The organism is Nocardia sp. NPDC019323 (assembly GCF_044389845.1).
Taxonomy (GTDB): Bacteria; Actinomycetota; Actinomycetes; order Mycobacteriales; family Mycobacteriaceae; genus Nocardia; species Nocardia implantans.
In genome coordinates this window covers 291,576-305,386 of sequence record NZ_JBIRYN010000004.1, presented here as the reverse complement: position 1 = coordinate 305,386, position 13,811 = coordinate 291,576, and the positions used below count along the sequence as shown (strand labels likewise).

The following is a 13,811-nucleotide window of genomic DNA, read 5'->3' as shown; positions in this document are numbered from 1 at the left end:
CATGGCCTCGACCACGCCTCTGGTCGTGCTCGGTGAAGTACGCACCTGCCTGCTGCCGTCGGCGACCGCGCTGACCGGACCGGAAGCCTGTGATTTGCTGGCGCTCATGCCTGGCTGCACGGTGCGGTGGCGGGAACGGCCTGGCACGCTCGCGGTGTCACCGACCACCGCGGTCGGCGTCGACTGCGATCTGGCCCTCGGCGAGCAGACCGCCCACATCGTCGGGACCGTGGCTACCAGCGCGGTGCTGTCCGGCGGCCGCGTGCTGCAGTCCAGCGCGCGCACCCAAGTGGTTCGCGCCGCCAACCGGCGCAGACAGACCTGGTCGCACTACCTCAGCCGCAAGGGCGTCACCGAGGTCATCAGTCGCCTGCCCGAGCGGACCGGCAGCGCGGAGGCGTTGGCCGAAGGCTACCTCACCGGCACGGTCGGCGCCGAGACGCTGGACCTGGCCTCGATCAGTGAACGGCTGCTCGCCCGCCTGCGCGCCGACACCAGGCTGGACCAGAAGCCGCCGGTGCGGGCGGGCGCCACCCGTCTGCGCTGGGTCGCCTGGATAGGCGGCGGCGCGGGGCCGACGGCCAAGCTGCACTTGGACGACCCCACGCTGCGCACGGTCCGGATGATCGTGCGCGACGAAGCGGATCTGCTAGCGGCGCAGCGCTTCTGCGAGGATCTGGCCGCGCACGACTGGTTGCTCACCGTCGTCACCGACGCGCTGGCCGAGGCCGATCGCTTCCCCTCGCACAGCCGCGAACGTACCGACATCCTCGCCCCCGTGCTGGAGGATCTCACCGGACTGTGGATGCCGGGAGCGCACACTCCGGCGTCGATGCGGACGCTGTGGCAGAAGTTGCAGACCGATCCCGGGTTGTCCCGCCAGTGGAACGCCCTCGTCGCGCGGCTGCAGAACAGCATCGCCGTCGCGACGCTGGAGGCATTGCGGCACAAGGCTTTCGACACCGAATGGTGACGGGCTACATCCGGAACCACTTGCGCACCAGCAGCGCGAAGAACACCGACATCGATACCGTCCCCGTCCACGCTTCCACGGCGAACAACGGCCGGGCGACCGGGCGCAGGTTCTCGGTGTCGCCGGGGCCGAGGGGATTGATGAAGCCGGTCACGCAGGTGTAGACGGTGGCGGCGGGCGAGGGAATGCCGCTGAAGAACAAAGCGGCGACGGTGAACAGCACCACCTGCACGGCAACCCAGCCCAGCAGCCAGAACGGCCGGTACCCGTAGCCGCACAGCACATACGACAATCGCCCCGCCCAGCGCCGCCAGCCCGGCGGCAACGCGAGAGTGCGCGCCCGCGCCAAGCGCAGCCCGCAGCGGTCCTGTGCTTCGTCGTCTTCGTTCATCCGGTACAGCGCGGCCCCTCTGCGGTAGGCGAGGGCCGCGTGCGCGGGCAGCCGCGCCGCCGAGAGTTGAGCGCCCAACTGCTCGTATTCCTCGGCCAGCATGGTGTTCTGCCTGCTGCTCAGCCGCAGCGGGCCGCGGAACTCGATCTCCGCCGCCAGTAGTGCCGCGGGGATCGCGCTCGGCACCCGCCAGCCCGCCTCGTCCGGTTGGGGTTGCCGTGCGGCGGCGTAGAGGTGCCCGAACACCAACGAGTCGGAGTGCCGCCGCGTGCTGGGCGGGTCGTAGTCGGCGAGGATCGCGTCGGCGTGCGCCGCGAACCGGCCCAAATCCACCTGCTCGGTACGGTCACCGCGATCGAGCTCGGCGGTGTATTCGTCCGCGCGCCTGGTGATCCGGGTGGATATGGATGCGACGAAGGGCGAAATCTCCCCCATGTCACGAGTCTAGCGGTCGGCCTCTCAACCGGTATTCGAAAACGTCGCGCGGTTCGCCGGGGCCGAAATACCGCTCGTCGCGCTCGACGAACGCGAACCCCGCTTGCTTGAACAGGTGGCTCGCCAGCTGATTGTCCGGCCGGACGGTCAGATACACGACTTCCGCTCCCACGGCCCGGCAGGTCTGCAGCGTGCGGTCGAGCAGCGTGCGGCCGTAGCCGCCGCCCTGGTAGCGCTTGGCCACCGCGAAGGTGAACAGCAGCGCCCGGCCGGATTTCTCCAGCGTCAGCGCGTACCCGATCACCGCCCCGTCGATCTCCGCCACCAGCCATTCGGATCCGTGCAGATCGAACAGCTGGCGCAGCATCAGATACAGATACGGCTCGGCGAACACCTCGGCCTCGATGGCCGCGATGTCTTCGAGATCGGCGAAGCAAGCCTGCCGGTATGTCGGCTGAGGCGCTTTGGCGATGTTCATCCGCTCCCTACTGCCAGGGCATAGGCCGTCCGGATTCCAGCTTAGAACGTCGATCACCGAGCGGGGTCAGTGTAGAACCAGCGGAATCCTTCGCGGGCGCGGCGGGCCGTCACGTGTCGCGGCCGGACCTCGCGGGCTATTTCGGCGGGAAGCGCAAGGCGCCGTCGAGGCGGATGACTTCGCCGTTGAGATAGTCGTTCTCGATGATGGCGGCGGCCAGCTCGGCGTACTCCTCGGAACGGCCCATGCGCTTGGGAAACGGCACCTGCGGGCCCCAGTAGGCCTCCAGTTGGTCGGCGGCCTTGCCGTACGCGGGGGTGTTCACGGTGCCGGGGGCGATGGTCATCACGCGGATACCCACCGGCGACAGGTCGCGCGCGGCAACCAGGGTCATCCCGACCACCCCGCCCTTGGCGGCGGAGTAGGGCAGTTGACCGATCTGGCCTTCGAACGCGGCGATCGAGGCGGTGTTCACGATGACGCCGCGCCCGCCGTCCTCCCGGGGATCGGTCTTCGCGATCGCGGCCGCCGACAGGCGGAGCACGTTGAACACGGCGGTCAGATAGAACTCGACGGTGGTGCGGAAACCGTCCAGCGACAGCGGCGTGCCGTCCTTGCCGATCAGGCGGCCTCCGGTGGCAGGGCCGCCGTGGGTGTCGACCGAGATGCGCAGCGGGCCCAGCGATTGCGCCTCGGCGATGGCGGCGAGCACGGAGTCCTCGTCGGTGGCGTCGGTGTGTACGTAGCGAATGCCCAGTTCGGATTCGAGCTGTTCGCCCTTCTCGTCGGCGACGTCGGCGACCACGACCTTCGCCCCCGCCGCGTGCAGGCGCCGCACGGTCGCCTCGCCCAGGCCCCCGGTCCCGCCGACGACAAGCGCGGAACTTCCACTGATCTGCATAACGTAATCCAATCTTGCAACTCGTGCTCTCGACTTGAGAGAATAATATTCTCATGACTCCCCCGGCATGAGCACCGAAAAGTCGTAGCGCCGCGATCGCGTCGCCCGGAACGGAGGCCACCAATGCCCGAAGCCGTCATCGTGTCCGCGCTGCGGACGCCCATCGGTACCGCACGCAAGGGGACGTTGCGCGACACCACCGCCTTCGACCTGGCCCACCACGTCGTCGGCGCGGTCGCCGATGGCCTCGACCCGGCCCGGATCGATGACGTCGTCCTGGGCGAGGGGCGCTACGGCGGTGGCGTGCTGGCCCGGCACGCGGCCGTGACGACGGGGCTGACCATGGTGCCGGGCCTGGCCCAGAACCGGCATTGCGCGGCGGGCATGTCCGCGGTGCAGACCGCGGCGGCCGGGATCCGCTCCGGGATGGACGAAGTCGTGATCGCGGGTGGCGTGAATTCCGAATCCACCGCTCCCAAGGCGCGATTCCGGGTCGGTCCGGACGAGTGGATCGATCCGTGGGTGTCGCCGAGTCACCCGGACCGCCCCGACGCCCCCGCGCTGGACATGTCCATCACCGTCGGCTGGAACGCCGCGGTCAAGTCGGGCATCTCCCGTGCGGATATGGACGCCTGGGCGCTGCGGTCGCACCGCAACGCGATCGCCGCCATCGACGAAGGCCGGTTCAAGGAAGAGATCGTGCCCATCGAGACCCCGCACGGCCTGTTCGACACCGACGAGCATCCGCGCCGCGACACCAGCCAGGAGAAGCTGGCCTCGCTTCGAGTGCTGCACCCGGAGATCGAAGGCTTCTCGATCACCGCGGGCAACGCCTCCGGCGCCAACGACGGCGCCGCCGCGCTCGCCATCGCCAGCGACCGCCTCGGTCTGCCCGCGCTGGCCTACATCCTGGCCTGGTCGTCGGTGGGCGTCGATCCCGCCGACACCGGCCTCGCCCCGATCGAGGCGATCACCAAAGCCGTTCACCGGGCCGGTATTTCGCTGTCGGCGGTCGGGCTGATCGAGATCAACGAGGCCTTCGCGTCGGTGCCGATCGCGGCGATCCGCGCGCTGGACCTGGATCCGGACAAGGTGAACGTCAGCGGAAGCGGCTGCTCGCTCGGGCACCCGGTGGCCGCGACGGGAGCCAGGATGATCGTCACGCTGGTGCACGAATTACGCCGCCGCGGCGGCGGTCTGGGGATCGCGGCGATGTGCGCGGGCGGTGGCATGGGTGCGGCGACGGTGGTCGAGGTGCCCGCCCCGTGACCGGATCGTGCGACGGCGCATCGGGGCGGGCGTGACCCTGGCGTCGGCGACCGTCGCCGAATTGCTGATCCAGGCGCGCGCCGGGTCGGCACGGGCGACGGGCCGGTTGCTCAGTCTGGTCGAAGGGGACCGCCGCGACGAGGTCCAAGCCGCCCTGGAGCGCCGACCCGTGCGAGTGATCGGCGTGACCGGCCCGCCCGGCGCGGGCAAGTCGACGACGATCGCGGCGCTGGCCGGTGTCTACCGGGCGCGCGGGCTGCGCGTCGCGATCCTCGCCGTCGACCCGTCCTCGCCCTACAGCGGCGGAGCGCTGCTGGGCGACCGGATTCGCATGGCCGAGCACATCGACGACCCCGGTGTGCTGATCCGGTCGCTGGCGACGCGCGGACATCTGGGGGGCCTGGCCGCCGCGGTGCCCGCCGCGATCCGGCTGCTGGCCGCGCTGCGCTACGACGTCGTGCTGCTGGAGACCGTCGGTGTGGGGCAGTCGGAGATCGAGATCGCCGCCGTCGCGGATCCCACACTGGTGATCCTGAATCCCGGCGCCGGCGACGCGATCCAAGCCGCGAAGGCGGGCCTGCTGGAGGTGGCCGATCTGCTGGTGGTGAACAAGGCCGACCGCGAAGGCGCGTCGCGGACCGTGCGTGATCTGCGTGCCGAGTCCGACGCGCCGATCCTCACGCTGGTCGCCGCGCGCGGGGAACGGATCACCGAACTGGCCGACGCGATCGAGGCGCATCATCGCGCCGACAGCCCGGCTCGGCGCGCCGCGCGGGCCCGCGCGCAGATCCTCTCCCTGGCGCAGACGCGGTTGCGCGCGCACCCCTGGCTCGACCGGCTGGCTGCGGAAGTCGCCGCGGGTGATCGCGACGCCTACAGCGCGGCCGAGCGATTGCTGTCGCCGCCCGGGTGACGTCGTGTCAGTCCTGCGGAATGCGCACCATGGCTTCCTGGGCGTAGGAAGCCACCAGCGTGCCGTCCTCGGTGAGGATGTCGCCGCGGCCGTAGGCGCGGGCCTGCGCCAGCAGCGGGCTGTGCTGGCGCAGCAGCAACCATTCGTCGGTCCGGAAACGCCGGTGGAACCAGAGGGTGTGCGAGGTGACGGCCGAGACGAACGCGGTGCCGTTGCCGCTCTGCGCGTACCCGTCCAGCGGCAGCAGCGCGGTGCCGATGAGCGTGAGGTCGGTCGCGTAGGCCGCGAGCGCGGGCGCCAGGGCGGGATCCACCTCCGGAGTGCGCATCCAGAACTCGAATTCCGGTGCGGCGGTGCCGAGATCGTCGAGATCCACGCTCGCGCGCGTCTCCCAGGGCAGCAGGTCCCAGTGCACCTTGTGCTCCGCCGACAGCAGGGCCGGCGGTGCCGCGACGGACTGCCGGTGCGGGCCCGGTTCCTCGGCGTGCAGGGAGACCGACGCGGTCGCGACGACGCCACCGGACTGTTCGGCGATCAGCGACAGTGTCGCGAAGGAGCGTCCCACGTGATGGCGGTGTACCCGGTAGCGGATCGGCTCGTCGATGCGGCCCTCACGCGCGAACACCGTGTGCAGCGACTTGATCGACTTGTCCGGGACGCCCGCGGCGGCCGCCCGGACGAATTGACCGAGCAGTTGGCCGCCGAACACCCGGCGGTAGGGCAACCGCAGATTGCGGCCCTCGAAGCAGGCGTCGTCACCGGACGGCGTCGCGGACAAGTCGAGGCAAGAGACGAGATCACTCCACAGCTCGGTCATGAGCCCGAGTGTAAGTCAAATTCTCTTATGGGAGAGTGCTATTCTCAGCCCCGAGCGAAACCGTGCGCGCAGAAGTTCCATACTTCGGACGCGGTGATCGGATGCTGCGTCTCGTCGTCGGACGCTCCCGCGGACTGCGCGGTGAACATGACGGTCTGCATGACCATCGCCGCCGTCCGGCGCGAGTTGACCTCCGGGCGCAATTGCCCCGCGTCCTTCGCCGCGTCCATCAGCTCGGTGAACAGCGCGAGCATCGGCGCGTGCGCGACCTTCACGTGATCGGGATGCGAGATCAGCAGCTGCGGCGCGAAATCGGTGAACAGCGGGCGTTGCGCCGACGGGTCCGGCCTGCACAGTTCGAACAGCAGCTCGACCGCCACCTGGAGTTTGTCCAACGGGTCGGTCTGGCCGTCGGCGGCGGCGCGCAGCTGGTCGGAGGTGCGGCTGAGCGCGTCCTCGAAGAGGGCGAGCAGCAGCTCGTGTTTGCCGTCGAACTGCAGGTAGAAGCTGCGCAGAGACTGCCGGGAGCGGTCGACGACCTCCTGCACCGTGAAGTCCGTGCTGCCCTTCTCGGTGATGATCGCCTGGGCGGCGTCCAGGAACCGCTGCACGCGCTCCTCGGCGCGCAACTTCGCCGTGCGCAGGGAGCGCTCGACGGCGCGCTGCTTCCAGGCCGGTTTCTCGCTCGGGCTGGTCACGGGCGCCTCGGTCCTCGGTCATATGGAGAGAACATGGATGCACTGTACCGGAGAACGGTGTGTCATCGGGTTCTCGGGTCGCCGTGTCCGGGCCAGCAAAGAGACTATCCTTTCCAGTTGCGAGAATGCTATTCTCACACCAGTCGAGCAGCGGCGCACGCACGCGCTCGCCGTCCCGGACTGGAGGAACTCGATTTGTACATCCGTTATGAGGTCGCCGACCGGATCGCCACCATCACTCTCGACCGGCCGGAGGCGGCCAACGCGCAGAACGGCGAACTGCTCGACCAGCTCGACGCCGCGTGGGTGCGCGCGGCCGAGGACGACGAGGTCGCGGTGATCGTGCTGCGCGGGGAGGGCAAGCACTTCTCCGCGGGCCACGATCTGAAGGACAAATCGTGGCCGGACCCCAGCAAGATCACCCTCGACCGCATCTACGGGCTGGAGTCGCGCCGCTACCTGGAGTACTCGCTGCGGTGGCGCAACGTCCCCAAACCGTCCATCGCCGCCGTGCAGGGCCGGTGCATCGCGGGCGGCCTGCTGCTGTGCTGGCCGTGCGACCTCATCGTGGCCGCCGACGACGCGCTGTTCTCCGACCCGGTGGTGCTCATGGGCATCGGCGGCGTCGAATACCACGGCCACACCTGGGAACTCGGCGCGCGCAAGGCGAAGGAGATCCTGTTCACCGGCAGGCCGGTGACCGCGCAGGAGGCGCGGCAGGCCGGCATGGTGAACAAGGTGGTGCCGCGCGCCGAATTGGACGCCCGGACCAGGGAACTGGCCGCGCAGATCGCCGCCATGCCCCCGTTCGGGCTGCGCCAAGCCAAGCGCGCGGTCAACCAGACGCTGGACGTGCAGGGCTTCTACGCCGCGATCCAATCCGTGTTCGACGTGCACCAGACCGGCCACGGCAACGCGCTGAGCGTCAACGGCTTCCCGATCCTGGTCCGGCTCGAGGACATGAAAGCCACCATGCAGTAGTTCCGGTGTGCCACCGGCGTCATCGTCTGCCGGAGCGCTCCGGCAGTAGTCGCACGGCCCTTGCCGCCTCGAAAGGGACACGTGTCCGTGCGATCCACCGGCGATCGGGCGGTCACGCGCCCGTCGCCTTCGCTGTTCCCTTCCCGAAAACGAGGACCTTCATGCGCGATTCCATCCTTCGCAAGGCCGTGGCCTGTTGCGGCCTCGCTGTCGTGGCGGCCGCGGCGCTGACCGGCTGCGGTGACGACGAGTCGGCCAGTTCCACGTCGGGCACGTCGGCGGCCCCGGCGACCAGCGCGGCGCCCGCCCAGGCCGACGCGGCGACCACCAAGGCGATCACCGACGTGTACACCAGCTTCTTCAGCGCCGCGAAGCCGCCGGATCAGAAGGCCGCGCAGGTGCAGAAGGGCGATGTCTTCCTGCCGATCCTGCAGGCGCAGGCGGGCAATCCGCAGTCCCAGGGCACGTCGGTGACGGTTTCGGCGGTGAAGCTCGTGGACGCGAACAACGCCGATGTCACCTACACGCTGTTGCTGGGCGGCAACCCGGTGCTGCCGGATCAGACCGGGCAAGCGGTCAAGGACGGCGGCCGGTGGAAGGTCGCCGCGACGACGTTCTGCGCGTTGATGACCCTGCAGGGCGGCACCTCGCCGGCTTGCTGATCGCCGCCGGCCTTTTCGGCCGCGCGTTACAACTGCGCGAGGCGCGGCGCCGAGCCCGCGGCGCGGATGTGCGCGCCCGCCTCGCGCACGAGTTCGCGCGAACTGCCGAGCAATCCGTCCAGGACCAACGTGCGCCGGACGTGCCGGTGCAAGTCGTGCTCGGCGGTGAAGCCGATGCCGCCGAGCACCTGCTGGCAGTGCCTGGCCGCGGTGAGCGCCGCCTGTCCGGCGGCGGCCTTGCCCAGCAGTGCGCCGAATTCGTTCTCGGCGTTGTGCAGCGCGGCCTCCGCGCCCTCGAGGGCGACCAAGGTCTCCGCGAGGCGGTGCCGCACCGCTTGGAAGGAGGCGAGCGGGCGACCGAACTGGGTGCGTGCCAGCGCATGCCGCCGCGCCAGCGAAAGCATCGCGTGTCCGGTGCCGAGCAGCCACCAGCCGAGGGCGCGCCGCCCGGCCGCACAGGCCTGTTCCGGCAGCCGCACGCCGGTCGCGACGGTGCGCAGCGGCAGTTCCGCGTCGACCGTCGCGCCAGGCGCGCCGTCGCGGTCCCACACCACCCAGGCGCCCGCGAACGGCAGCGGGACCGGGCCGGGGCCAGGCCGCCCGCTGCGGTGGCGGACGACGTCGTCGAGGACCGCTGCGTGCGCGCCGGTCTCGCCGAGCAGCCGGAACACCAGCGGCACGGCCACTTCGGGCAGTTCCGCGAGCAGCTCCGGCCAGCCGATGCCGGCCAGCGCCGCGTCGAGTTCCCGGCCGGTGGCGCTCGACATGGTCTTGCGCAGCGTGTCGGTGAGCAGGCCCAGTTCGGCCTGGTCTGGCCGTGTTTCGGCCATGCTCACTCCTTTCCCAGGTCCAGCAGGCGGCGGGCGATGATATTGCGCTGGATCTCGGCGGTGCCGCCGTAGATCGTGGCCGCGCGGGAGTAGAGGAACTCGGTGCGCCACGGCGAATCGGCGAGTTCCACGGCACCGGGCAGCACCTCGCGCGCGGTGTCGAACAACCGTTGCTCGGCGGTGGCCAGCAGCACCTTGTCGATCGAGGTCTCCGCGCCGAGCCGGGCGCCGCCGGCCAGGCGCCGCTGCGTCGCGTGGGAGCGGCACCGCGCCGTGTGCAACGCCAGATACGCGGCGCCCAGTTCGGCGTCCTCGGCGATCGAGGTCTGCGCGAGCACGTGGTCCAGCCGCGTGAACAGGTAGGCGATGCGATGCCAGAAGCAGGTGGAGCGTTCGTGGGGCAGCAGATCCATCGCCACCCGCCACCCGTCGCCGGGCTCGCCCAGCATGCGATTCCCCGGCACCACCACTTCGTCGAAGAAGACCTCGGCGAACTCGTCCACGCCGTGCATGGTCCGCAACGGACGGACGCTGACGCCGGGGGAGTCCATGTCCACGAAGAAAGCGGTGATGCCGTCGTGACCGGGCCCGGTGCGGGTGAGCAGCACGCAGCGCGCGGCATACTGCGCCAGACTGGTCCAGACCTTCTGTCCGCTGACGACCCAGTCGTCACCCCGCCGCGTCGCCTTGGTGGCGAGCGAGGCCAGGTCGCTGCCCGACCCGGGTTCGGAGAACCCCTGGCACCACTGCTCGCGGCCGGACAGCAGCAGCGGCACCGTCGCCGCGGCCAATTCCGGCCGGGCGTAGGAGATCACGGTCGGCGCGAGCACTTCGATCATCGAATAGATGCCGGGTTCGGCCAGGTCGCGGGAGGCGATCTCCTCGCCGAGCACCGCGCGCAGCGCGGCGGGACCGCCCAGGCCGCGCACCGCGGCGGGCCAGCCGTAGCGCATCCAGTCCGCGTCGTACAGAGCGCGCCGCACCCGCAGCAGTTGTTCCACCTGCCCGTCCAGCGAGTGATCCCGGCCGGGAGTCAGGTCGTTGACCTCCAGCCAGGCGCGCAGATTCGACCGGAACGTGGCGACCTCGTGATTCGGGTGGCCGCTCATGCCTTGGAACGCTCGAACGCGTGCGGAATCCCGGAGTCGTGATCGCCGTTGCGGCGGATGAACGTCATCCTGCGCGTGCGCAACCGCCACCCCTGCGCGGTGCGCACGAGCGTGTCGGTGTAGTACCCGATGCGCATGTCGTGCGTGCTGTGCTCGACGAAGCACAGCGGTTGGGTGCCGGTAGCGGTGTCGCCGTCGATGTCGAGCACCGGTGTGGCGGTGAGGAACAGGCCCTTCGGCGCGGCCGCGACCAACTCCGGGAACAGGTCGAGGGTGTAGGTGTCGCCGAAGGCGCTGTAGGTGCCGTCCGGCGTGAAGACCGCCAGCAGGCCTTCGATGTCGCCCTTGGTGATGGTCACCGCGTATCGCGCCAGCACCTGCTGGATCTCTAGCAGGTCGTCACTTCTGGACATGGATCTTTCCGCCTTTCATCACGAATCGCACGTCGCGGGTGACGGCGATGTCCCGCACCGGGTCGCCGGGAACGCCGATGACGTCGGCCAGCAACCCCTCCGCCAGCCGTCCGCGGTCGTCGACACCGACCAGTTCGGCCGAGGCCACCGTCGCGGCGCGCAGCACTTCCAGCGGCGGCAGCCCCCGCTCCACCAGCGCCGCGAGTTCGTCGGCGTTGCGCCCGTGCGGAATCGCGGGCGCGTCGGTGCCCACGGCGATCTTCACGCCCGCCTTGTAGGCGGCCAGCACCGAGGTGCGGGCTTTGGGGAACATCTCGGCCGCCTTGGCCTGGAGGGCGGGATCGGCCTTCGACACGTCCATCGCGTCGGCCAGCCGGGTGGTCGGCACCAGCCAGGTGCCGTGCTCCACCATCAGATCGATCGCCTCGTCGTCGATGAGGAAGCCGTGCTCGATGCAGTCGATGCCGGCCAGCACCGCGTGCTTGACCGCGTCGGCTCCGTGCGTGTGCGCGGCCACCTTGAGGCCGCGCCGGTGCGCCTCGTCGACGATCGCGTGCAGCTCCTCGTCCGAATAATGTTGCGCGCCGGGCGCTCCGGTCAGCGACATGACGCCGCCGGAGACGCAGATCTTGATCAGCTGCGCGCCGTGCTTGATCTGGTACCGCACCGCCTTGCGCACCTCGTCCACGCCGTTGGCGATGCCCTCCTCGAGGGTCAGTTCCAGCACGTCGGGGGCGAAGGCGGAGAACATGGTCGGGTCCAGATGCCCGCCGGTCGGCGTGATCGCGTGCCCGGCGGGCACGATGCGCGGGCCCTCGATCCAGCCCGCGTCGATCGCCTTGCCCAGCGCCACGTCCAGCAGATAGCCGCCGGTCTTCACGAACAGGCCGAGATTGCGGACGGTGGTGAAACCGGCGCGCAGGGTCCGGCGGGCATTGCCCACCGCGCGCAGCACCCGCAGCGCCGGATCATCCTTGACGCTCGAAGCCAGGCCGGTCTCCCCGCGCCCGCCCATGAGCAGGTTCACTTCCATGTCCATCAGGCCGGGCAGCAGGACGAGATCACCGAGATCGACGACCTCGCCCGTGACGGCGCCGCCGACACCGGCGATCCGGTCGTCCTCGATGCGCAGGACGCCGGGCCGGACGATCGCGCCGGTATCGAGGTCGAGCAGACCGGCGGCCTTCAGTGTCAGCGTCGCCACGGGTCAGACCACCGGCTCTCGGACGATATCCAGATACGCCGCGCCGGAATCCGGCACCCGCGGCTGCTTCCACACCTCCACCGGGAACGACACCATCACCAGCGACTGCAACAGGTGGAACAGGTTGCGCGCCTCGTCGGGCAGGTCGTTCCAGTCGTACTTGTCGATGTGGTCAAGGGCGGATCGCAGGCGCGGGAACACCGTGTCGTACAGCCGCTGCATCTCGTCCATGGAGGAGGCGAGGCGCTTGGCGTAGCGTTCCGGCTCGGTGGCCAGTATCCAGTCCGAGAATTGCGCCAGGTCGGCGAACTCGGCGGGCAGCGGGGCGGTGCGGGCACGGTCGGTCGGCTGGTCAGTGGGCGCGGCCATCGCGGTACTCCTCGACGATCTTCTGAGCGGTCTTGTGCAGGTGACGGAGCAGGATCTCCTGGTCGTTGAGCGGGAACTCGGTGACCTCGCGGGTGGCGATCATGGTCTGGGTCGCCTCCAGGGTGTTCGCGTCCTGCAGCGCGTACTCCTTGAAGGTCACCGCGGCCAGTTCCTGGGCCAGCCGCTGCCTGGCGTCGGCGGCGGGCACGAAATACAGGCTCGCCTCGAAGATGTGCCGGTCCACTGCGGTCGGCCAGTAGTGATAGGTCAGGTACCAGCCCGGCGCCCAGAACAGCAGCGAGAAGTTCGGGAAGAACTCGAATTCGTCTACGCCCCAAGCCCGGTGGCGGGCCGGGTTGATGCCTTCCGGCAGCGGCTCCAGACCCTCGATGTCGGGCCGGTCCCATGGACCGAACAGGCCGCTGCGCAGTTCGCGCTCGATCGGCTTGACCATCGTCGGGTCCTTCGGCGGGGCCATCCCGCCCCAGGACGAGATCATCGAGTGCGGGGCGGCTATTTCGTAGTGCAGGGCTTCGTAACCGACGCCGTAGAGCTTGTCGGCCTCGTCCTTGACCGCTTGCTTCTGGTGCAGCACGGGCGCGTGGTAGAACTCGGCGAACGCGTCGATGAACAGTTTCCAGTTGCTGCCGATCTCGGCCCGGTAGCTGAAGACCTCGGTCATCCGGTCGAACGGGTACCCCTCGAGACCCTTGGCCAGCGGACCCAGGTATTCGGTGAGCGGCTTGGCGTTGTCGTCGAGATTGACGAAGATGAAGCCCTCCCACACCTCGCAGCGCACCGGCTTCAACCCGAATTCGTCCTTGTCGAGGTCGAAGAACTCTTTCTCCTGCTGGACGAAGGTCAGCTCGCCATTCAGGCTGTAGCGCCAGGCGTGGTACTTGCAAGTGAACTGGCGGCAGGTACCCGCGGTCTCCTCGCCCGGGTAGTCGTCCCAGACCAGCTTGTTGCCACGATGACGGCAGATGTTGTGGAACGCGCGCACCACGCCGTCGTTGTCCTTGACGACGATCAGCGAGGTGCCGACGCAGGCGAGTTCCTTGGTGAAGTAGTTGCCCACCCGGGGCAGCCGGTTCACCCGGCCGACGTTGAGCCAGTTCTTGCGGAAGATCGCCTGACGCTCGTCCTCGTAGAAGGCGGGGTCGATGGAGTCGGTGTAGTCGACCGGCTCGGTGCCCAGCTCGGGATAGTTCTGCGTCCAGCTTCCCGCGGCAGGTTTGGTGAAGTGTGACATGCGCCTCCTTACCTCCGAATGAGAATATCATTCTCAAAATCAACTAGTAGATTTCCATGCGGCTGCGGCACTGTCAACGCTGATCGGGCGCCGTGGCGCCACCGGCGGCCCCGCCC

Annotated in this window: 16 protein-coding genes; 5 read left to right on the top strand and 11 right to left on the bottom strand. The window is 69.4% G+C overall.

From position 1 onward, the window contains the following. Position 1: 1 nt before the first annotated feature. Entirely contained in the window at positions 2 to 973 is a 972-nt protein-coding gene (locus ACH49X_RS18045) for an SCO2521 family protein (RefSeq protein WP_195079189.1), read from the top strand. Between the two features lie 4 nt (positions 974 to 977). On the opposite strand, the gene ACH49X_RS18040 is transcribed toward ACH49X_RS18045, so the two are convergent. The 3 genes from ACH49X_RS18040 to ACH49X_RS18030 all read right to left on the bottom strand — a co-directional run bounded on the left by ACH49X_RS18040 (position 978) and on the right by ACH49X_RS18030 (position 3,178). Continuing rightward, positions 978 to 1,799 carry a hypothetical protein gene (locus tag ACH49X_RS18040; RefSeq protein WP_357103134.1) on the bottom strand — a complete coding sequence of 274 codons (822 nt, stop codon included), beginning with the start codon at positions 1,797 to 1,799 and terminating at the stop codon, positions 978 to 980. Between the two features lies 1 nt (position 1,800). Then, complete coding sequence (locus ACH49X_RS18035; RefSeq protein ID WP_195079191.1) at positions 1,801 to 2,277, bottom strand: GNAT family N-acetyltransferase; 477 nt, start codon at positions 2,275 to 2,277, stop codon at positions 1,801 to 1,803. A gap of 136 nt (positions 2,278 to 2,413) precedes the next feature. Next, positions 2,414 to 3,178 carry an SDR family NAD(P)-dependent oxidoreductase gene (locus ACH49X_RS18030; protein ID WP_357103130.1) on the bottom strand — a complete coding sequence of 255 codons (765 nt, stop codon included), beginning with the start codon at positions 3,176 to 3,178 and terminating at the stop codon, positions 2,414 to 2,416. A gap of 123 nt (positions 3,179 to 3,301) precedes the next feature. Here ACH49X_RS18030 and ACH49X_RS18025 point away from each other — a divergent pair, with 123 nt between their 5' ends. Both ACH49X_RS18025 and ACH49X_RS18020 read left to right on the top strand, forming a co-directional pair. Next, complete coding sequence (locus ACH49X_RS18025; protein WP_195079193.1) at positions 3,302 to 4,447, top strand: acetyl-CoA C-acyltransferase; 1,146 nt, start codon at positions 3,302 to 3,304, stop codon at positions 4,445 to 4,447. A 7-nt stretch (positions 4,448 to 4,454) separates the two neighbouring features. Further along, a complete protein-coding gene (locus tag ACH49X_RS18020; RefSeq protein WP_357205715.1) occupies positions 4,455 to 5,360 on the top strand; it encodes a GTP-binding protein in 906 nt (301 codons plus the stop codon). Between the two features lie 7 nt (positions 5,361 to 5,367). On the opposite strand, the gene ACH49X_RS18015 is transcribed toward ACH49X_RS18020, so the two are convergent. Further along, positions 5,368 to 6,177: an acyl-CoA thioesterase II gene (locus tag ACH49X_RS18015; RefSeq protein ID WP_195079194.1), complete on the bottom strand. Its 810-nt coding sequence runs from the start codon at positions 6,175 to 6,177 to the stop codon at positions 5,368 to 5,370. Between the two features lie 44 nt (positions 6,178 to 6,221). After that, on the bottom strand, positions 6,222 to 6,875 hold the full coding sequence (locus ACH49X_RS18010) for a TetR/AcrR family transcriptional regulator (protein ID WP_195079195.1): 654 nt from the start codon (positions 6,873 to 6,875) through the stop codon (positions 6,222 to 6,224). Positions 6,876 to 7,070: 195 nt separating this feature from the next. On the opposite strand from ACH49X_RS18010, the gene ACH49X_RS18005 reads away from it, so the two are divergent. After that, a complete protein-coding gene (locus ACH49X_RS18005) occupies positions 7,071 to 7,856 on the top strand; it encodes an enoyl-CoA hydratase (RefSeq protein WP_195079196.1) in 786 nt (261 codons plus the stop codon). Between the two features lie 161 nt (positions 7,857 to 8,017). Beyond that, the gene (locus ACH49X_RS18000; protein ID WP_357205712.1) at positions 8,018 to 8,518 is read left to right on the top strand and encodes a hypothetical protein; all 501 of its coding nucleotides are present in this window, start codon (positions 8,018 to 8,020) and stop codon (positions 8,516 to 8,518) included. A gap of 26 nt (positions 8,519 to 8,544) precedes the next feature. On the opposite strand, the gene ACH49X_RS17995 is transcribed toward ACH49X_RS18000, so the two are convergent. Genes ACH49X_RS17995 through ACH49X_RS17970 form a run of 6 tightly spaced genes read right to left on the bottom strand, consistent with a single transcriptional unit; the run spans position 8,545 to position 13,695 of the window. Further along, complete coding sequence (locus ACH49X_RS17995; RefSeq protein WP_357205709.1) at positions 8,545 to 9,348, bottom strand: acyl-CoA dehydrogenase family protein; 804 nt, start codon at positions 9,346 to 9,348, stop codon at positions 8,545 to 8,547. Positions 9,349 to 9,350: 2 nt separating this feature from the next. Continuing rightward, positions 9,351 to 10,457, bottom strand: coding sequence for an acyl-CoA dehydrogenase family protein (locus tag ACH49X_RS17990; RefSeq protein WP_357103116.1), 1,107 nt, complete (start codon positions 10,455 to 10,457; stop codon positions 9,351 to 9,353). Next, positions 10,454 to 10,870 carry a nuclear transport factor 2 family protein gene (locus ACH49X_RS17985; RefSeq protein ID WP_195079200.1) on the bottom strand — a complete coding sequence of 139 codons (417 nt, stop codon included), beginning with the start codon at positions 10,868 to 10,870 and terminating at the stop codon, positions 10,454 to 10,456. Before ACH49X_RS17985 ends, ACH49X_RS17990 begins: the two co-directional genes overlap by 4 nt. Further along, complete coding sequence (locus ACH49X_RS17980; protein ID WP_323124073.1) at positions 10,857 to 12,074, bottom strand: amidohydrolase family protein; 1,218 nt, start codon at positions 12,072 to 12,074, stop codon at positions 10,857 to 10,859. Before ACH49X_RS17980 ends, ACH49X_RS17985 begins: the two co-directional genes overlap by 14 nt. Before the next feature lie 3 nt (positions 12,075 to 12,077). Then, on the bottom strand, positions 12,078 to 12,443 hold the full coding sequence (locus tag ACH49X_RS17975; protein WP_357103109.1) for a hypothetical protein: 366 nt from the start codon (positions 12,441 to 12,443) through the stop codon (positions 12,078 to 12,080). Then, positions 12,427 to 13,695, bottom strand: coding sequence for an aromatic ring-hydroxylating dioxygenase subunit alpha (locus ACH49X_RS17970; RefSeq protein WP_357205706.1), 1,269 nt, complete (start codon positions 13,693 to 13,695; stop codon positions 12,427 to 12,429). The genes ACH49X_RS17975 and ACH49X_RS17970 overlap by 17 nt, the downstream gene beginning before the upstream one ends. Between the last annotated feature and the right edge of the window lie 116 nt (positions 13,696 to 13,811).